Origin of the sequence: Rhizobium sp. Root482, from assembly GCF_001426565.1 — a bacterium.
In the GTDB taxonomy this organism is placed as follows: Bacteria; Pseudomonadota; Alphaproteobacteria; order Rhizobiales; family Rhizobiaceae; genus Pararhizobium.
In genome coordinates this window covers 34,700-53,158 of record NZ_LMFA01000004.1, presented here as the reverse complement: position 1 = coordinate 53,158, position 18,459 = coordinate 34,700, and the positions used below count along the sequence as shown (strand labels likewise).

Below are 18,459 nucleotides of genomic sequence, written 5' to 3'. Positions count from 1 at the left end.
CCGTTGAGCGAATCGGTTATCAAGGCTTCATGTTTTCTCTGCTTCGAAAGTCGCGCCCGCAAAAGTCTCCGCCGCCGCCGGTGCAGCGGGTGATCGACGTGGCCGGCAAGGCCATGCCGCTGACCATTCGCCAGAATGCCCGCGCCACCCGCATGACGCTGCGCATAGAGCCGGGCGGCCGGGCCCTGAAGATGACCATTCCCGCCGGCCTGCCCGAGCGCGAGATCAATGCCTTCCTCGATCGCCACCAGGGCTGGTTGATGACCAAGCTGGCGCGATTTTCCGGCGAAAGCGTCCTGGAAGAGGGCGGCACGATCCTGTTGCGCGGCGTCGCCCACCGGATCGAGCGCACCGGCAAGCTGCGCGGCCTGACCGAGGCGATCATTGTCGATGAGGAGCCGGTGCTGCGCGTCAGCGGCGCGCCGGAACATCTGCGCCGCCGGATCGCCGATTTTCTGAAGAAGGAAGCTCGTGGCGACCTTGAGCATCTCGTCAAGATCCATGCGCGGATGGTCGGCCGCAAGGTGAAATCGCTCAGCCTCAAGGATACGAGGAGCCGTTGGGGTTCCTGCGCCGCCGATGGCGCCTTGAGCTTTTCCTGGCGCATCGTCATGGCCCCGCCAAAGGTGATCGACTATCTCGCCGCCCATGAGGTCGCGCATCTGCGCGAGATGAACCACGGCCCGGATTTCTGGGATCTGTGCGAGGAGCTTTGCCCGGCCATGGAAGACGCCAAGCGCTGGCTGAAGCGCAACGGCACCATGCTGCATGCGATCGATTTCGATTGATCGATTTTAACGACGATACTGGTTGCCCAGCGCTTCGCGGATCTTCTCGTCCGTCTTGTACTGGCTCAGAGCATAGACTGACCAGATTGCAGCTGGAATCCATCCGATCAGCGTGATCTGCAGGATAAGGCAGATGATGCCCGCAATGGGCCGGCCGATGGTAAAGAATTGAAGCCAGGGCAGAATAAGGGCAAGCAGCAGGCGCATGATGTTCTCCGTGATCGTCACCCGCGATATGGGCGCATGACCCGGCATATGCAATGGTTGGAGCACCGTTCGCGCCGCCGTTCGGCGTGTTTACGCTCGACTTGCGGACCATTTCATGGCACGTCGCTTGCATGAAAACGGAAGTGAAAATTTGTGGGCTGAAGACCGTCGAGGCAGTGGATCGTGCAGTGGCGCTGGGTGCTGCTCATACCGGCTTCATCTTCTTTCCGAAGAGCCCGCGCAATATCGAGCCCGACGATGCCGGCCGTCTTGCCGAGCGCATTCGCGGCAGGGCCAGGATCGTCGCCGTCACGGTCGATGCCGGAAGCGACGAACTCGACGAGATCGTCTCGGCGCTGTCGCCCGATATGCTGCAGCTTCACGGCAGCGAAACCCCCGAGCGGGTGCTGACGGTCAAGGCGGTCTACGGGCTGCCGGTGATCAAGGCGTTCTCGGTGCGCGAGGCGGACGATCTGAGACGGATCGAGCCCTATATCGGCATTGCCGACCGGTTCCTGTTCGATGCAAAGCCGCCTAAGGGCTCGGACCTGCCGGGCGGCAATGGCGTCACTTTCGACTGGCGCCTGCTCGCCGCGCTTGACCCGGGCCTCGATTACATGCTTTCCGGTGGGTTGAACGCGGACAATATCGGCGAAGCCCTTGCCCTGACGGGTGCCAGGGCCGTCGATATATCCTCGGGCGTCGAAAGCGCGCCGGGCGTCAAGGATTTGAAGCGCATGGAAGAATTTTTCCAGGCCGTTGTCCGCGCCGAGGCGGACATGGCGGGAAACAGGGCAGGGGAAAACAGGTGAACGAGACGCCAAAACTGAATTCGTTTAGATCAGGCCCCGACGAAGACGGCCGCTTCGGCATATTCGGCGGGCGTTTCGTCGCCGAAACGCTGATGCCGCTGATCCTCGATCTGCAGGCCGAATGGGACCGGGCCAAGACCGATCCGCAGTTCCAGGCCGAACTCAAGCATCTCGGCGCCCATTATATCGGCCGCCCGAGCCCGCTCTATTTCGCCGAACGCCTGACGGCGGAACTCGGCGGCGCTAAGATCTATTTCAAGCGCGAAGAGCTGAACCATACCGGCTCGCACAAGATCAACAATTGCATCGGCCAGATATTGCTGGCCAAGCGCATGGGCAAGACCCGCATCATCGCCGAAACCGGCGCCGGCCAGCACGGCGTCGCATCAGCGACCGTGGCTGCCCGCTTCGGCCTGCCCTGCGTCGTCTATATGGGCGCCACCGATGTCGAGCGGCAGGCGCCGAACGTGTTCCGCATGAAATTGCTCGGCGCCGAGGTGAAACCGGTGACGGCCGGTTCCGGCACGCTGAAGGATGCCATGAACGAGGCGTTGCGCGACTGGGTCACCAATGTCGACGATACCTATTACCTGATCGGCACCGCCGCCGGCCCGCATCCCTATCCGGAAATGGTCCGCGATTTCCAGGCGGTGATCGGCACGGAAGCGCGCGCGCAGATTCTCGAAGCCGAAGGCCGGCTGCCCGATGTCGTCATCGCGGCGGTGGGCGGCGGCTCCAACGCCATCGGCATTTTCCATCCGTTCCTCGACGATGCCTCGGTCAAGATCGTCGGCGTCGAGGCCGGTGGCAAGGGGCTGGACGGCGAGGAGCACTGCGCCTCGATCACCGCCGGCTCGCCGGGCGTGCTGCACGGCAACCGCACCTATCTGCTCCAGAACGGCGACGGCCAGATCAAGGAAGGCCATTCGATTTCGGCCGGCCTCGACTATCCGGGCATCGGGCCGGAACATTCCTGGCTTTCCGATATCGGCCGCGCCGAATATGTGCCGATCATGGACCATGAGGCGCTGGAGGCCTTTCAGCTGCTGACCCGCCTCGAGGGCATCATTCCGGCGCTGGAGCCGAGCCACGCGATCGCCGAAGTGATCAAGCGGGCGCCAAAGATGGGCAAGGACCAGATCATCCTGATGAACCTCTCCGGCCGCGGCGACAAGGACATCTTCACCGTCGGCAAGTTACTGGGTATGGGGCTTTAAGCGCATGACCGCACGCATGGACAAACGATTTGCCGATCTGGCGGCCGAGGGGCGCCCGGCGCTCGTCACCTACTTCATGGCTGGCGACCCGGATTTCGACACCTCGCTCGCCATCATGAAGGCGCTGCCGACGGCAGGATCGGACATCATCGAACTGGGCATGCCCTTTTCCGATCCGATGGCAGATGGCCCGGCGATCCAACTGGCCGGCCAGCGGGCGCTGAAGGGCGGCCAGACGCTGGCCAGGACCCTGGAAATCGCCCGTCTCTTTCGGGAAGACGACGCGAAGACGCCGATCGTCCTGATGGGCTATTACAATCCGATCTATATCTACGGCGTCGAACGCTTTCTCGACGACGCGCTGGCCTGCGGTATCGATGGCCTGATCGTCGTCGATCTGCCGCCGGAAATGGATGACGAACTCTGCATTCCGGCCTTGCGCAAGGATATCAACTTCATCCGCCTGGCGACGCCGACCACCGACGACAAGCGTTTGCCGAAGGTTCTCGAAAATACCTCCGGTTTCGTCTATTATGTCTCGATGAACGGTATTACCGGCTCGGCGCTGCCCGATCCCGGCCTTATCGGCGGCGCGGTTGCGCGGATCAAGAGCCATACGAAACTGCCGGTCTGCGTCGGCTTCGGCGTCAAGACGGCCGAACACGCGCAGGCCATCGGCGCTTCCGCGGATGGGGTGGTGGTCGGCACGGCCATCGTCAACCAGGTGGCATCCAGCCTGACCGGTGACGGCAAATCGACGGAAGCCACCGTGCCGGGCGTGGAAACGCTGGTGCGCGGCCTTTCGGCAGGCGTCCGTTCCGCAAGGCTTGCCGCAGCCGAATAAATGCCCAGATTAACGGGCAAGGTGCTGGAAACCGCAACGCGATTTCCGGATGACGACGCGACCGATCCTGCTTCGCAGCCGAAGCGGATCGAGCCACGCCGCCCATGAATATTCAGGAGTTTGGATTTGAACTGGATCACCAATTACGTTCGCCCGAAGATCAACTCGATGCTCGGCCGCCGGGAAGTTCCGGACAATCTCTGGATCAAGTGCCCGGAAACCGGCGAGATGGTGTTTCACCGCGATCTCGAGGAAAACAAATGGGTCATTCCCGCCTCCGGCTATCATATGAAGATGCCGGCCAAGGCGCGGTTGAAAGATCTGTTCGACGATGGCGTCTACGAGGCCCTGCCGCAGCCGAAAGTGGCGCAGGACCCGCTGAAGTTCCGCGATTCGAAGAAATATGTCGATAGGCTGCGCGATAGCCGGGTAAAGACCGATCTGGAGGACACGATCGTCGCCGGCGTCGGCCACTGCCGCGGCGTCAAGCTGGTCGGTGTCGTCCACGAATTCAGCTTCATGGGCGGTTCGCTGGGCATTGCCGCCGGCGAGGCGATCATCAAGGCCTTCGAGCGGGCGATCGCGGAAAAATGCCCCTTGGTGATGTTCCCGGCTTCGGGCGGTGCCCGCATGCAGGAAGGCATATTGTCCCTCATGCAATTGCCGCGCACCACCGTGGCCGTGCAGATGCTCAAGGAAGCGGGCCTGCCCTACATCGTCGTGCTCACCAATCCGACCACCGGTGGCGTAACCGCCTCCTATGCGATGCTTGGAGACCTGCACCTGGCCGAGCCGGGCGCTGAAATCTGCTTTGCCGGCAAGCGCGTCATCGAGCAGACCATCCGAGAAAAGCTGCCCGAGGGCTTTCAGACGTCGGAATATCTGATGGAGCACGGCATGATCGACATGGTGATCAAGCGTCACGATATTCCGGATACGCTGGCGCGGACGCTGAAAATCCTGATGAAGAAGCCGGTCGATGCCGCCAAGCTCAATGGTGGTTCCGCCGTTTCCACCATGCCGATCGCCGCCATCGCCTGATCGGCGCCGCAGCCCTTCAGGAAAACGAGAATGACGACAGCGGAAATGAGTCTTGCAGGGCGGGAAATCGACAAGCTGCTTGCCCTGCATCCGAAGGGTTTTGACCTGTCGCTCGACAGGATCACGCGGCTCCTCGATGAACTTGGCAATCCGCAGGACAGGCTGCCGCCGGTGATCCATGTCGCCGGCACAAACGGCAAGGGGTCGGTGACCGCCTTTTCCCGGGCCATCCTGGAAGCCTCTGGCCTCAGCGTCCATGTCCATACCTCGCCGCATCTGGTCAACTGGCACGAACGCTACCGCATCGGCCGCAAGGGCGGGCGCGGGGAACTGGTCGAGGACGAGGTTCTGGCGGATGCCGTCCGGCGCGTCGGCGAAGCCAATGGCGGCCGCAAGATCACCGTTTTCGAAATCCTCACCGCCGTCACCTTCGTGCTCTTTGCCGAGCATCCGGCCGATGTGGCGATCATCGAGGTCGGGCTCGGCGGCCGTTTCGATGCGACCAATGTCATCAAGGCTCCCGCCGTTTCCGTCATCATGCCGATCTCGCTCGATCACCAGGCCTATCTTGGCGATAGGGTGGAACTGATCGCCGCCGAAAAGGCTGGCATCATGAAGCCGCAATGCCCGGTCGTCATCGGTCACCAGGAGGAGGACGCGGCGCGCGAGGTGCTCGTCTCCATCGCCGAACGGCTGAAATGCCCGATGTCGGTCTATGGCCAGGATTTCATGGCCTATGAGGAATTCGGCCGGCTGGTCTATCAGGACGAGTTCGGCCTTGCCGACCTGCCGCTGCCGAGGCTGCCCGGCCGCCATCAATATGCCAATGCCGCCGCCGCCATCCGCGCCGTCAAGGCGGCCGGCTTCGAATTGCAGGACGGCGCGATCGAAACCGGCCTTTCCACCGTGGAATGGCCCGGCCGTCTGCAGCGCCTGAGCGAAGGCAGGTTGGCGAATCTCGGCCCCATGGGCGCGGAAATCTGGGTCGATGGCGGCCATAATCCCGGCGCCGGTCAGGTCATCGCCGAAACCATGGCCAATCTGGAGGAGCGAGATCCGCGTCCGCTGGTCCTGATCATCGGCATGATCAATACCAAGGACCCGATCGGCTATTTCAAGGCGTTCAAGGGCCTGGCCGAACAGGTCTTCACCGTGCCGATCCGCGGATCGGATGCGGGTATTGATCCGGTCGCATTGGCCGAGGATGCGGGCGAGGCCGGGTTCGAGGCGGCGGCCATCTCGACGGTCACCGATGCGCTTGGTGCTATCTCGGCCATTTTTGCCGGCGATCCGGTGGCGCCGCGCATCCTGATCGGCGGCTCGCTCTATCTGGTCGGCGACGTGCTTGCCGACAACGGCACGCCGCCGCGCTGAAACATACTCTGAAACGAAAAAAGCCCGGTTTCCCGGGCTTTTTGGTAAATTCAAGGAGATCAGGCGGCTGCGTTGTTGATCCAGGAGGTCAACGCCGTCTTCGGCGCGGCGCCCACCTTGATATCAGCCACTTCGCCGGCCTTGAACATGGCGAGCGTCGGAATGGAGCGCACGCCGTACTGGGCGGCGATTTCCGGGTTCTCGTCGATATTCACCTTGGCGACCTTCACCTTGCCGGCCATCTCGTTGGAAATTTCTTCCAGGCTCGGGGCGATCATCTTGCACGGGCCGCACCATTCCGCCCAGAAATCGACGATCACCGGCTCGGCGGAATTGAGGACTTCATCCTGGAAATTGGATGTATCGACTTTAACGGTAGCCATAGGCTGCTCCTTGTTTTGAAATCGCGTTCAACGAACGTTTGCCTTGATGTGATAGACGGGTGCCGATTTTTCAATGCTTCCTATCTCACTTTGTCGAGAGCTCCACAAGGCTGCTGTCGAGCATGTCCGAGGGCAGGGTCACGACGCGTGGCCCCTCGGTATAGATCAGCACGCACGAAAACAGGTGATCGGGATAAAGCGGCTGAAGCAGCGCCCGGTAGATGGCCAGTTGCGCGCGATAAACGAAGGGCACCCCGTCTGACCCCTCCGGCATGTCCCGGTTGGTCTTGAAATCGGCGATGATCACCCGGTTGCCGGCAACCGCCAGCCGATCGATCCGGCCGGACACGGCGAATTCGCGCCGCCCGAGCTTGAGCGTGCCCATGACCGACACTTCCGCGCGGCTGGTTTCGGAAAACAGGGGCGCAAGCTCTTCATGGTCGATCACCCGCAGCACGGACCGGATCAAGGCCTGGCGTTCCGTCGCCGACCAGCGCGGAACGGAGCGGGCAAGATAGCGTTCGGCCGCTGCCTCCCGCTCTGCAGGCGGGATCGCCGGCAGCACCTGCAGGAACCGGTGCAGGATCGCCCCGCGCAGCAGCGAGACATTGCCGGCGGGTTTTTGTGTAAACAGTGCCGAGCCGACGATTCCACCCGCATCTTCGTCCTCGATCATGATGCCGGCACCTGACGGGCTCAGAGGTCGGGGCAGATGCCTTTGCGGCGGCAGCGGCTGCGACAATGCCGGTGGCAGGCCTTGCGGCCGCGCACCGGCATCGGTGCTGTCGGCGTCGCGCAGGCCAAGGTCGCGGGCAGCGGCGGAAACCTGCCAGCGATAACCCGCCCATTGCTGGTCGCCGGCGGACAATGTCATGGGCGTGCTGCGGCCGCGCTCGTCCACGGAAAGGCTCGCCGTCACCATCGCATGCCAGCTTTCGGGATTGGCGCGTTTGCCCTGATAGCCGCAGACGATCAGCCGGTCGGCGGCGCGCGTCATGCCCACATAAAGCAGCCGGCGGTATTCCTCCTCGGCTGCATCCTTGAGTTCCGCGGTATCCGCATCGATCAGCATGTTGGAGGAGGCCCCCGGTGGGCGCCAGACGGGGAGCGGCACGGCGCCGGGGCGGTCGTCCTTCCGGATCATCCTCAGGCCCGAGACATGCTGCGAATTGAAGGCCCTGCCGCCGCCATCGACCAGGAAGACCACCGGCGCCTCCAGCCCCTTGGCGGCATGCACCGTCATGATGCGAACCTCGTTGCGCTCCTTGTCCTGCTCGCGCTTGACGGTGGGCGCTTCCATTTCCAGCCCGGCAATGAAGGCCTGCAGGCCGGGAAGCCCGTTCTTCTCGTGATCGAGCGCAAAGGTCAGAAATTCGTCGAGAATATCGCTGACCTCGCTGCCCAGCCGGCCGAGAAAGGCGGCGCGGCCGCCGTCATGGCCGAGAATCCGGGCGTAGAAATCATAAACGGGCAGGGTGCGGGACAGGCTCTTGTAGCGCCGCAGCTTCAAAAGGGCGGGATGATAGCGCTCGGCTTCGTCGGCACCGAAATCCTGAAGGCGTTGCCAGAGGCTGATCGCTGCCGGCCGGTCCGCCGCCAGATCCCTGATATCATCTTCGCCGAGATCAAACAGCGGGCTTTTCAGCACCGCCGCCAGCGACAGGTCGTCCTGCGGCAGAAGCACGAAGCGCCCGAGCGCCAGAAGATCCTGCACGGCGATATGGTCTGTAAGCACCAGCCGGTCGGCGCCGGCAACGGGAATGTTCTGCCGTGTCTTCAAGGCGCGGGTCAGCGCATTGACGAAGGCGTCGCGCTTGCGCACGAGAACGATGACGTCGCCCGGCTGCATCACCCGCCGGACATTCTTCTCGATGATGGTTTCCCGGCCGATCCAGTCGGCCAGCACGGCAGCGATGCGCTGCGCCAGTATATTGGCCGGCGCATCTTCCGGCGTGGCGTCGAAGGCGGCGGTCCAGTCGTCTTCCTGGATACTGTCGGCGGGCGCGATCGCATCCCAGACCTCCACCATGCCCGGGTGGCCGACGCGGTTTGAGGCGTGCACCACCGCCTCGTGCCGGGCACTGAGGCCACGGGCATGGAGCGGATTTTCAAACACCGTATCGACGGCCGACAGCACATCCTCGGTGGAGCGGAAGGAGAGCTGCAGCCTGATCGGGCTGAAAGACCTGCCGCCGGCGGCCACCCGCCGCGCCGTCTCGGTGCTCTCGCTGGAAAAGCGTTCCGGCCGGGCGCCCTGGAAGGAATAGATCGACTGCTTCTCGTCGCCGACGGCGAAGATCGTCCGGTTGCCGCCGCGCGCCGTTTCGCCGGAGAAGAAATCCTCGGCCAGCGACTGGATGATCGTCCATTGCACCGGGCTGGTATCCTGTGCCTCGTCGACGAGGATATGGTCGATGCCCTGGTCCAGCTTGTAATGAATCCAGTGGCTGGCATCGCCGCGCCCGAGAAGGGCCGCCGTGCGGTTGATCAGGTCGTCGAAATCAAGCTGGCTGCGACTTTTCTTGATGTCCTCATAATCACGGTTCAGCCGGTCGGCGAGGACCAGCGCCGCCTTCGTCGCCTCGAACATGGCGATGAGATTGAGCCGGTCGATAGAAGCCGCCACATGGTCCTGGGCGGCAAGGACGAGGGCTTCGAGATCGGGTGCCCTGTCGCGCATCGCCTTGGACATGAAGGTCGAATCCGCCTTCGGCTTGCCGGTGCCGGTGTAGAACAGGTCGCGCAAGAGGTTGAAGCGCTGAAGGGGATCGAGGATTTTGCCGGCCGCGCGCAGGCCATCGGCGAATTCCGTGACCTTCTTGCCGCCGGCCGACTGTGCGGTCCCGATATAGCGTTCGAGCGCCGCGCCATTGAGGCCCGGCAGCGGCCAGGAGCCGGCGATCGTTTTCTCCGCCGTCTCGTCGGGCGCCAGTTCGAGCGCGGCGCGCAACGCGGCGTCGATGCCGCCCTTTCTGCCGGCATCGTCGAGAAAGGCCTGAAGCGGCGTCCGGTTAGCGACGATCGCCGACAGGAGTTTTTCAAGCCCGGTGTCGTCGGCAAGGTCGAGCACGGTCGCGAAGGCTTCGGTCAGCTCGCGGTCGTCCTCGCTCGCCGTCGCCGTCAACAGCGCGCGCCGCGCATCGGCAAGCAGCGTCGCGGAGGCGCGGTCGTCGAGCACCGAGAAATGGCCGGCGACATTGGCCTCGAGCGGAAACTGGTGCAGCAGCGCCTCGCAGAAGGCATGGATGGTCTGGATTTTCAGGCCGCCGGGCGTTTCCAGGGCGCGAGCAAACAGGCGGCGCGCTTCCTGGCGCTTCAGGAGATCGGGCCTTTTGCCTTCGATGGCGGCAATGCGGTCGTCCAGCGCCTCATCGTCCAGCGCCACCCATTCGGCCAGCCGCACGAAGACGCGGTTCGACATTTCCGAGGCCGCCGCCTTGGTATAGGTCAGACAGAGGATCGCGGAAGGACGGCAGCCGGAGAGAAGCAGCCGGATGACGCGCTGTGTCAGCACATGCGTCTTGCCGGAGCCGGCATTGGCCGAGACCCAGGCGGAGCGGGCGGGATCGGACGCCTCCGCCTGCTTGGACGAGGTCCAGTCGAGCCAGGCCTCCGGCGAGGGGTCGCGGGGGCCGAAATCGTCGTCGCTCATGCCTCATCCTCCCCGTCCGCCGTCGCCCATTCGGCGACGCGCGCCAGATGGTCGTATTCGCCGCCGTAATCGCGCTCCTTCTGTACGATCAGCCGTGAGGCGAAGCCATGTTTCCCGCTCATCAGCGCCGAAAGCAGTCCGATCAGTTCCTTCAGCGATTCCTCGGCCAGTTGATCCGCCGACTTGTTCTCTACATTGGCGCGGGGCTTGGCATGCTCGTTATTGACCTCATGGACGGCAAAGCGTTCGCCGGGCTTCAGGCGGACATAGAGGAGGGATTGCGCCCTTCTTGCGCCGGCGGCCTCGAAGGCACCGGCCTTGAGGGCGGCCGCTTCCAGAGCAAGCTGTGGGTCGAGCAGCGCCCGAGCTTCATTGGCGGACGGCGAGGAGCCGGTCTTGTAGTCGATCAGCACGGCGCTGCCATCGCCAAGAATATCGATCCGGTCGGCCACGCCCGTCAGCTTGATATCGGCGACGCCGATCTCCATCGTGGCATAGAGTTCCGTATGGGATTTGCGGATATCCGCCTGGCGGCCTGCCTGCCAGGCGATGAAGGCCCTGCCGACGGCGGCAAAGCGCGGCCGCCAGACGATGTCGATATGCGTGGGCAGCGCCTGTTCGTCGAAGGCTCCGGCCAGGATCCGGTTCATCTCCGCCTCGGCCTGCGGCGAGGCGGCATCGATCCCCTCCCGCACGAAGCGCTCGACGATCTTGTGATAGAGCGTGCCGCGTTCGGCCGCGCCCGGATCGCGGTTGAAGGGATCGATCGGCTGCAGCCGCAGGATCCGCCTGGCATAGACGGCATAGGGGTCGCGCCGCAGCCGGCTCACTTCGCTGAAGGAATAGCTGCGCGGCTGCTGGTCGGCATGCGGCTTCGGCTCGGGGCGTTTGGCCAGCGGCTGGTTGACGCCTTCATCGAGCATGCCGGCCCATTGCTGGTAATCCCTGCCCCTGTCGCGCAGGTTTTTCGCCAGATCCTCGCCGCCCACGGCGAGCAGCCGCTGCAGCCAGCGCGAGGCGACCGTCGGTGTGGCGCCCTTGCGCATGGCCCGCGTCAGGATGAGCCGGCGGGTGCCGCAGGCCATCTGGAAATCATGGGCCAGCTGGCCGATCCGCCGCTCCGGCGGCTCCAGCCCCAGCGAGGTCTTCATGGTGCGCGACAGAAAAGGGTCGTTCGAGGTCTGGCCCGGCCATGTTCCCTCGTTCATGCCGCCGAGAACAACGAGATCGACGCTTTGCAGGCGGGATTCGAGCGCACCGAAGATGAACACGCGCGGATGTCGCATGGAGGGCGGCTTGATCGCTTCGCCGGCCAGAAGCGCCTCGACGATATCGCTCCATTGCGGCCCGTCCGCCGTCAGCTGGCCGTCGGTGTCGATGACGGACCGCAGGAGCGTCGCCAGCGCCTGGCCTGCCTCGCCGGACCAGAGCCCCTCGAGGCTGCCGCGCTCGTCCACGGCAACGGCCTCGAGCACGGTGCCGGTCTTTTCCGCCCATTCCGAAAGCGTCAGCGATGCCGTCAATCCACGGCCGCTCCTGTGGTGGCGCACCAGCATTCCGACCAGTGGTTCGGCCGCCTCTGCGATGCGCCGAGCAAGTTCGCGCGCCATGGCCAGCGCCTCTTCATCCACATGGCCGCGCCATTCCGGCAGATGCTTCCTGCCCACCTCGCGCTGCAGCGCCTGGTCGAGAAGGCTTTCCAGCTCGCCAAGATCGGCGCTGGCACTACCGCCCCTCAGCGCCATCAGTTCCAGCGTGCCGACGGCCGTGGCCAGCGCATCGGCGCTCAGGCCGAACCGCGTCAGGGGGTGCTTGAGAAGGGCGGTGATCGACACCGGATCGCCCGGCCGCAGCGCCGCCTCGAGCACCAGCCGGACCAGACTGCCGGGATCGGTCGCCGAAAGCGGCGTGCCGGCCGAATCGTCTGCCTCGATGCCGAAGCGCATCAGTTCGGCGGCGACCCGTCGGGCAAGGTCGCGGTCGGGCGTAACCAGGGCGGCCTGGGACTCGTCGCTTCCCTCCAGCGCCAGCCTGAGCGCAATTGCGATTGCAGACGCCTCCTCACGCTCATTCGCCGTTTCGATCAGCACCGCATCGGCAAAGGCCGTTTCAAGCTGTGCCTGATCGGCACGGTCGCGATGCGCCGTCCAGCCGCTGGTCGCCTCCACAGGTAGAAGCGCCTGCGAGATCAGCTCCGTCCGATGGGCGAGGTCCGGCGCGGCGGCGCCCAGTTCCACCACATCGCCTCGGCTAAGGCCCATCCGCTGCAGCAGACGGAACAGGCCATATTGCGGATGGCTGCGGCTAGCGGGATCGGGCCGGCCGGCAAGCCTTTCGGCCTGCGGCGCAAGCATCTGCCATTCCGCCTCGGTCATCGTCCGGTCGAGGCCGGGCAGCACGATGGTGCCGTGCTGGAGCCCTTTTACTGCGACGATCAGCTTGGCGGTGGCGGGGATAGAGCCGGTGGAACCGGCGATAATGATCGGCCCCGTCGCCTTGCCCTCGGTGATGCGCCGCGCTTCTGCCTCCAGGATGGCGTTGCGATGGCGGGCCGGCGAGGACTGCTTCAGTTCCTCCAGCCGCTCGGGCCAGTAGAGGCTGGCGATCTTGAGGAATTCGAGTGTCAGCTGCCACCAGAGCGCATGGTCGGCGGCGTCGAGGTCTTCGAGCGCGCTCCATTCCAGCTCTTCCGTTTCGATCGCATCGATGATCTCGGAGAGATTGCGGGCGAGCCAGATGGCGTCGGCGGGGCTGGCCGGCGCGATCAGCGGGCTCTCAGCATGCACATCGAGCACGGCCTTGGGCAATTGGTTGCGCCAGGCAAGGATGAGCCGGCCAAGCTCGATCAACCGGGCGGTATTGGGAAGCGGCGGCGCGAGATCGAGGATCGCGGGAATTTCCGCATCGAAGAAGCCGCTGTCGTCGTCGGTTTCGCCAAGCGCCCGGATCACAGGCAGGATCGCCGAGCGACCGCCCAGGCAGTCCACCAGCTCGGAACGCAATACGCGGGCCGAACGGCGGGTCGGCACGAAGATGGTGATGCCGGAAAGCGCCAGCGGATCGGTCCGGTCATAGTGAAAGCCGGGGATCAGCGCGCCGGAACAGAGCTTTTCGGCCAGCGTCTTCAGGAAGGGAAGGCCGGGCGGAATGGTGAAGACGTTGGAGGCGGCACCGGCCATGTCACCGTCCTCCGGCGCGGCGCACCACTGCCTCGGCCGCATCCACCGCCTCGGGCGTGCCGACGGTCACCCACTGCCCATCGAGCAGGATGCCATGGAGCCGACCGGCCGCGATCGCCCGGTCGAAATAGAGGTTGAGATTGAACGCATCCTGCGGCGCATCGGCAAAGAGGCGGCTGTCGAGCGCAATGGCGCCGGCATAGACGACCGGATTGTCCATTCCATCCCGGTAGCGGCTAAGCCAGCCATCGGGACCAAGCGAAAAGTCCAGCTTGCCGTTATGGCCGGTCGTGTCCTCGTTGCGCACGCAAAGCAGCGCCATGTCCATGATCTTCGGATCGAAGAAGGCAGCCAGCCGCTCCAGATTGGAGGGTGATTCCCGTTTTTCGCCGACCCAGAACAGATCGGCGTTCATCACCAGCACCGGGCCTTCCTCCAGCAGCCTCAGCCCCTTGACGAGGCCGCCGCCGGAATTCATCAACCCCGTCCGCTCGTCGGAAAACAGAATTTTGGGCCGGCTGCGAGACGCAAGATGCGCCTCCATCCGGTCGGCGAAATGATGGACATTGACGACGGCCGTTTCGACGCCGGCGCCTTCGAGCAGGTCGAGCACATAATCGATCATCGGCCTGCCGGCGATCGGGACCAGCGGCTTGGGCATGGTATCGGTGATGGGCCGCAGGCGGGTGCCGAGCCCCGCGGCAAGCACCATGGCATTCGTAATGGGCATGGGCAGCGCTATCCCTCGATCCAGGCCGATGATTCGAGGTTCAACCTGTTACAGCGGCTCCGGCACGTCAAGTTTGGCGGAGGCGCTTTCCAGGATTCCGGCCTTTGCGCACCAGTCACTGAGCGGCGCGAGCGCCTCATGGCGAAGGGCTTCCTCCAGATAGGCGAATGTCCGCGGCATATGCTTCATGTAGAAGGGCTTGCCGTCGCGCTGCATCAGCCGCACCCAGATGCCGGCAAGCTTGCAATTGCGCTGGGCGGACATCAGGTGCCAGTCGCGCCGGAAGAGCGCCTCGTCGAAGACCCCAAGTGTCCGGCGTTCGCGGCAATAAAGGTCGAGCATGTCGCGGCAGAGACCGGGTTCGATCGTCACGCGGGCGTCCTGCGTGATCGCCGCCACGTCATAGGCGGTCGGGCCGATCATCGCATCCTGAAAATCGATGATGCCGACCCGCTCGAAGCCGGTCTTTTCGCCGCGCCAGATGATGTTGGGCGAATGATAATCGCGCAGCAGAAGTTTCTTTTCCGAAACGGCGAGAAGGTCGATCAGCTGGTCCCAGACCTCGAAATAGCTCCTGCGTTCGCTGTCCGAGGCTCTCTCGCCGCGTTTCCACGGCAGATACCAGTCGATCAGAAGGCCGGTTTCGATCCTCATCGCGGTGCGGTCGAAATCGGGAATATGATGGCTGATCGCGCCGGGAAGCGTAATGTCGCGCTTGACCGGCTGGGCATGCAGATGCGCAAGAACCCGCACGCTTTCGAGATAGCGCTCGGGGATTGGGGTCCCGTCGTGTGACAGGATGCCCTCGCGGCCGAGATTTTCGATCAGCAGGATGCCGGCCTCGAGATCGCTTTCGTAGATCTCCGGCGCGCAAAAACCCTTGTCGCGAATATCCTTCGCGACGGCGACGAACGGAATGACGTCTTCGGCGATATGGGCCAGTTGCTGGTAATATTTTCCGTCCTGGAGAATGGGGCCTGGCGTCTGGCGGGCCGCGTCCATCAGGATTTTCGTCCGCTGCCCGGCGATCTCGATGCGCTCATAGGCCCGAGACGAGGCATCGCCGCTCAGGTGCCGGCGAATGGCTTCGCCATGACCCCGCGCGCGGAGAAAGGCGCGGATGGCAAGGCTGCGCTCGACCCGCGCCATGGCAGCGTCATCGCCTGAGAGAACCAGAAGGCGGCCGGTGTCGAGATGGGAAAAATCCGCCGTCAGACGTTTTTGGGGCAGTGCCGCCAGCGCTTTTTCCGGCCATTCCACCAGGCAGATGCCTGCATCGAGCGCCTCGTCGAAACCGAGTTCCTCGAGTTCCGACGCATCCGCCAGCCGATAGAGGTCGAAATGGGCCACCGGAATGCGCAGCTCGTAGTTCTGCACCAGGGTGAAGGTCGGGCTCGGGACTTCGAGTGCCGCGTCGTCCGCCATGGCACGCAGCAGGGCGCGGGCGAGCGTCGATTTGCCGGCGCCCAGATCTCCGGACAGGGCAAGGCAATCGCCGGTCTTCAGCGCCAGTGCCAGATCCTCGCCGAGCTGGATGGTGGCGGCCTCGTCCTCAAGCCGGAGTTCGATTGTCCGCATCATTCCGCCGCTGCGTATTTCGGCAGTTCGCCCGATGGAATCCGGCAGGTGACCTCCGTTCCCTCGCCCTCGCGGCTGCGGATGGAAACCGTGCCGTGATGAAGGCTGACGAAGCTTTCGACGATCGACAGGCCAAGACCGGCGCCGCCGTGCTGTCCATGGCTCTCGAAGCGATTGAACACCGTGTCGAGGATATCCTGCGGAATGCCGGCGCCGCTGTCGGTAACGCTGAAGACGAAACTATGGGCTTCGCGGCGGCACGTCAGGCTGATCGTGCTGCCGTCTGGCGCGAAATTGGCGGCATTGGTCAGGAGCTTGATCATGATCTGCTTCAGCCGCTGGTGATCGGCGACGAACAGGCCGAGCATGTCGGGTGCATCGATCCGCAGGGTAACGGCGCTTTCCTGCAGCCTGTCGGCCATCTGCAGCGACACTTCGTCGAGGAAATCCGTCAGGTTGATTTCCGACAGATCAAGCTCGACGATGCCGGCATCGACGGTCGCGAGATCGAGAATATCGTTGACGATGGTCAGGAGCAGCGAGGAAGAGGTGGAGATATGATCGACATATTCCGCCTGCCGCTCGTTCAGGGTGCCGAAGGTCGGCGTCTTCAGGAGATCGGCAAAGCCGATGATATTGGTCAACGGCGAGCGCAGTTCGTAGGAAACATGCTGAACGAAGTCGTTCTTCAGATGGTCGGCCATCTGCAAGGCTTCGTTCTTTTCCGTCAGCGCGCGCTCAACCCTGGCGCTGTCGGTGATGTTGACGAAGGTCAGCATGGTCTGCGCATTGGGAAGCGGGATGACGGCGAAATCGAGAATGAGGCCGGTGCGCAGTTCCAGGATTCCTTGGCAGGACGGACGCTCGTCGTCGAAACTGGTGATCAGATGCGAGAAACGCTTCCAGCCATCCGGCTGGTCGTAGGAGGGTGCGCAGGCCTGTTCTATGGCGCGGATATGGGTTCCGGGCTTGGCTTCGCTCTCGCTGACACCCCAAAGGGCGCGGAAGGCCGGGTTGGACAGCTTGATGCGGCCGTCGGGGCCGAACACGGCGACGCCTTCTGAAAGATGGTCGATCGTCTCGCCCTGGACCTGGACCAGCGTATTGTAGCGGGTTTCGAGATCGACCTTTTCGGTGAGGTTCTCGAACACCCAGGTGGCGCCGCCCTGCGGGCGAGCGGTGGCAAAAACGCGCAATGTCTGGCCGTTGGGGAGATGCCAGAGGTCTGACTGCGTCTCGATCGCCTGGTAGACGGAGAGCGCGCCTTCCTTCCACTGTTTCCAGTTCAACTGTTCGGGCAGCTTGCCGGCGGCGCGCAGCCGGTCGAGGATTTCGCCATTGTCGGGCTTGCGCTCGAGGAAGGCGGTATCGACATCCCACAGCCTCTGGAAGGCCTGATTGTAGAATTGCAGCCGCTGGCCGCCATCGAAAATGGCAACGGGCGTGGCGAGATGATCGAGCGTTTCGGCGTGACTTTTCAGCGTCCGGTTCAATTCCTCGCGAACCGCTTCGATATCGGAGATGTCGATGGCCATGCCGGCCGAGCCGCTGGTGCTGCGGGCATCGACGACGTCGAAGAAGCTCCGGTTGCCGCCGACCACGGTGGAGACCTTGTCGCGATAGGGTGAATCATAGGTGCTCATGGCGCGGATCTTTTCGCGCGCCACCGTGGCCAGCAATTCGCGGCCTTCCTTCACCGCGGCGGCCGGGTCTTGCGCCTCCACGGCTTCGCCATAAGCCTGGTTGACCCAGAGCAGCGTGCCGTCCGCCGCGCGTTGCCAGACCGGCAGGTCTATGGCGTCGAGCAGCGCATGCAGACTGGAAAGCGTGCCATGCAGCCGGTCCCGCTCGATTTTGACCTCCGCCAGTTCGGCGCGCAGATTGTTGAGCGCGATGAAGCGCACGAAGGCGCGCCCGCCCGAGACGCGGCCCTGCGCCTCGATGATCTCGCTGCGCGTGGTCTCGACGACGAGATCGAAGCTCTGGGCATTGGTACGCAGACGCTCGATCGCCTTTTCCAGCTGCGAGGCGGATTGGGACTTGATCCAGCGGCCAAAGGCCAGGAAATCGCGATCATCGGCCGGCGCGCCGGTCTCGACGGGTAGCTGGCCGAGGAATTCCGGCTTGTTGGCAAGGCCTTCCCAGACGACGATGCAGCGGTTCTTGTCGGCAATCAGGGCCTGGAACCTGGCGATCCGATGGTTCGCGTCGGCGAGTGCCGCGTTCAGTTCGCGATTGTCGCTCTCGATCGTGCCGCGCTGGCGGATCAGCCAGACGGCCGAAATCATTGCCGCCGAAATGGCGCCGACCAGAACGGAAAAGATGACGACTTCGGAGGAGCGGAAGAGATTGACGGCGGTCAGCGTCTCGGCCGCTGCGAAAGCCGGACCGGCACAGGCGCAGAGTGCCGAACCCGCCAGGAAGCGAGAGAGCAAGGAGGCAATCCGGCCGGCCGCGCGTTTCGAAGGACCTGTTTCCATGACGTGCTTCCCCGTTTGCACCACATCGGTTCGGCGCGCCGGAAAACCGAATCACGCACGATCGTCTGTGTATTCAACATCTTGAAGCGTGCCCCGACCTTATCAGCGGAGAAAGTTCAAGTGTCTGTCTTCCGGGTGCAAATCGCCACGCAACGCCACATCGAAATCCGCCTT

13 protein-coding genes are annotated in these 18,459 nt (G+C 63.8%); 6 read left to right on the top strand and 7 right to left on the bottom strand.

Annotation, left to right across the window (positions count from 1 at the left end):
- Positions 1-29: 29 nt before the first annotated feature.
- A complete protein-coding gene (locus ASD31_RS04820; RefSeq protein WP_056330355.1) occupies positions 30-788 on the top strand; it encodes a M48 family metallopeptidase in 759 nt (252 codons plus the stop codon).
- 6 nt (positions 789-794) lie between these two features.
- Here ASD31_RS04820 and ASD31_RS04815 read toward each other — a convergent pair whose 3' ends face one another.
- Positions 795-995 (bottom strand): YqaE/Pmp3 family membrane protein, encoded by a 201-nt coding sequence (locus ASD31_RS04815; protein ID WP_056330181.1) that lies wholly within the window; start codon positions 993-995, stop codon positions 795-797.
- Positions 996-1,126: 131 nt separating this feature from the next.
- Between ASD31_RS04815 and ASD31_RS04810 the strand changes: the two genes are divergently transcribed.
- From ASD31_RS04810 to ASD31_RS04790, 5 genes are all read left to right on the top strand, one after another.
- The gene (locus ASD31_RS04810; protein ID WP_056330352.1) at positions 1,127-1,807 is read left to right on the top strand and encodes a phosphoribosylanthranilate isomerase; all 681 of its coding nucleotides are present in this window, start codon (positions 1,127-1,129) and stop codon (positions 1,805-1,807) included.
- Entirely contained in the window at positions 1,804-3,024 is a 1,221-nt protein-coding gene (gene trpB / locus ASD31_RS04805; RefSeq protein ID WP_056330178.1) for a tryptophan synthase subunit beta, read from the top strand. Before ASD31_RS04810 ends, trpB begins: the two co-directional genes overlap by 4 nt.
- Before the next feature lie 4 nt (positions 3,025-3,028).
- Positions 3,029-3,868: a tryptophan synthase subunit alpha gene (gene trpA, locus ASD31_RS04800; RefSeq protein WP_056330175.1), complete on the top strand. Its 840-nt coding sequence runs from the start codon at positions 3,029-3,031 to the stop codon at positions 3,866-3,868.
- 126 nt (positions 3,869-3,994) lie between these two features.
- Positions 3,995-4,909 (top strand): acetyl-CoA carboxylase, carboxyltransferase subunit beta, encoded by a 915-nt coding sequence (gene accD / locus ASD31_RS04795; protein ID WP_056330172.1) that lies wholly within the window; start codon positions 3,995-3,997, stop codon positions 4,907-4,909.
- Between the two features lie 30 nt (positions 4,910-4,939).
- A complete protein-coding gene (locus ASD31_RS04790) occupies positions 4,940-6,283 on the top strand; it encodes a bifunctional folylpolyglutamate synthase/dihydrofolate synthase (RefSeq protein WP_156392514.1) in 1,344 nt (447 codons plus the stop codon).
- Between the two features lie 59 nt (positions 6,284-6,342).
- Here ASD31_RS04790 and trxA read toward each other — a convergent pair whose 3' ends face one another.
- From trxA to ASD31_RS04760, 6 genes are all read right to left on the bottom strand, one after another.
- Positions 6,343-6,666 (bottom strand): thioredoxin, encoded by a 324-nt coding sequence (gene trxA / locus ASD31_RS04785; protein WP_056330170.1) that lies wholly within the window; start codon positions 6,664-6,666, stop codon positions 6,343-6,345.
- An 85-nt stretch (positions 6,667-6,751) separates the two neighbouring features.
- The gene (addA, locus tag ASD31_RS04780) at positions 6,752-10,318 is read right to left on the bottom strand and encodes a double-strand break repair helicase AddA (protein WP_056330167.1); all 3,567 of its coding nucleotides are present in this window, start codon (positions 10,316-10,318) and stop codon (positions 6,752-6,754) included.
- Positions 10,315-13,497 (bottom strand): double-strand break repair protein AddB, encoded by a 3,183-nt coding sequence (gene addB, locus ASD31_RS04775; RefSeq protein ID WP_056330164.1) that lies wholly within the window; start codon positions 13,495-13,497, stop codon positions 10,315-10,317. The genes addA and addB overlap by 4 nt, the downstream gene beginning before the upstream one ends.
- Before the next feature lies 1 nt (position 13,498).
- On the bottom strand, positions 13,499-14,227 hold the full coding sequence (locus tag ASD31_RS04770; protein WP_056330160.1) for a nucleotidyltransferase family protein: 729 nt from the start codon (positions 14,225-14,227) through the stop codon (positions 13,499-13,501).
- Positions 14,228-14,275: 48 nt separating this feature from the next.
- Positions 14,276-15,805: a tRNA (adenosine(37)-N6)-threonylcarbamoyltransferase complex ATPase subunit type 1 TsaE gene (tsaE, locus tag ASD31_RS04765; RefSeq protein ID WP_056330347.1), complete on the bottom strand. Its 1,530-nt coding sequence runs from the start codon at positions 15,803-15,805 to the stop codon at positions 14,276-14,278.
- A complete protein-coding gene (locus ASD31_RS04760; RefSeq protein WP_056330157.1) occupies positions 15,805-18,285 on the bottom strand; it encodes a PAS domain-containing sensor histidine kinase in 2,481 nt (826 codons plus the stop codon). Before ASD31_RS04760 ends, tsaE begins: the two co-directional genes overlap by 1 nt.
- Positions 18,286-18,459: the final 174 nt, after the last annotated feature.

What these genes read in the sequence shown, in the direction of transcription:
- ASD31_RS04820 (WP_056330355.1), top strand. Translation starts at nt 30, where the DNA reads ATGTTTTCTCTGCTTCGAAAGTCGCGCCCGCAAAAGTCTCCGCCGCCG.
- ASD31_RS04815 (WP_056330181.1), bottom strand. Translation starts at nt 995, where the DNA reads ATGCGCCTGCTGCTTGCCCTTATTCTGCCCTGGCTTCAATTCTTTACC.
- ASD31_RS04810 (WP_056330352.1), top strand. Translation starts at nt 1,127, where the DNA reads ATGAAAACGGAAGTGAAAATTTGTGGGCTGAAGACCGTCGAGGCAGTG.
- trpA (WP_056330175.1), top strand. Translation starts at nt 3,029, where the DNA reads ATGACCGCACGCATGGACAAACGATTTGCCGATCTGGCGGCCGAGGGG.
- ASD31_RS04790 (WP_156392514.1), top strand. Translation starts at nt 4,940, where the DNA reads ATGACGACAGCGGAAATGAGTCTTGCAGGGCGGGAAATCGACAAGCTG.
- trxA (WP_056330170.1), bottom strand. Translation starts at nt 6,666, where the DNA reads ATGGCTACCGTTAAAGTCGATACATCCAATTTCCAGGATGAAGTCCTC.
- addA (WP_056330167.1), bottom strand. Translation starts at nt 10,318, where the DNA reads ATGAGCGACGACGATTTCGGCCCCCGCGACCCCTCGCCGGAGGCCTGG.
- addB (WP_056330164.1), bottom strand. Translation starts at nt 13,497, where the DNA reads ATGGCCGGTGCCGCCTCCAACGTCTTCACCATTCCGCCCGGCCTTCCC.
- ASD31_RS04770 (WP_056330160.1), bottom strand. Translation starts at nt 14,227, where the DNA reads ATGCCCATTACGAATGCCATGGTGCTTGCCGCGGGGCTCGGCACCCGC.
- tsaE (WP_056330347.1), bottom strand. Translation starts at nt 15,805, where the DNA reads ATGCGGACAATCGAACTCCGGCTTGAGGACGAGGCCGCCACCATCCAG.
- ASD31_RS04760 (WP_056330157.1), bottom strand. Translation starts at nt 18,285, where the DNA reads ATGGAAACAGGTCCTTCGAAACGCGCGGCCGGCCGGATTGCCTCCTTG.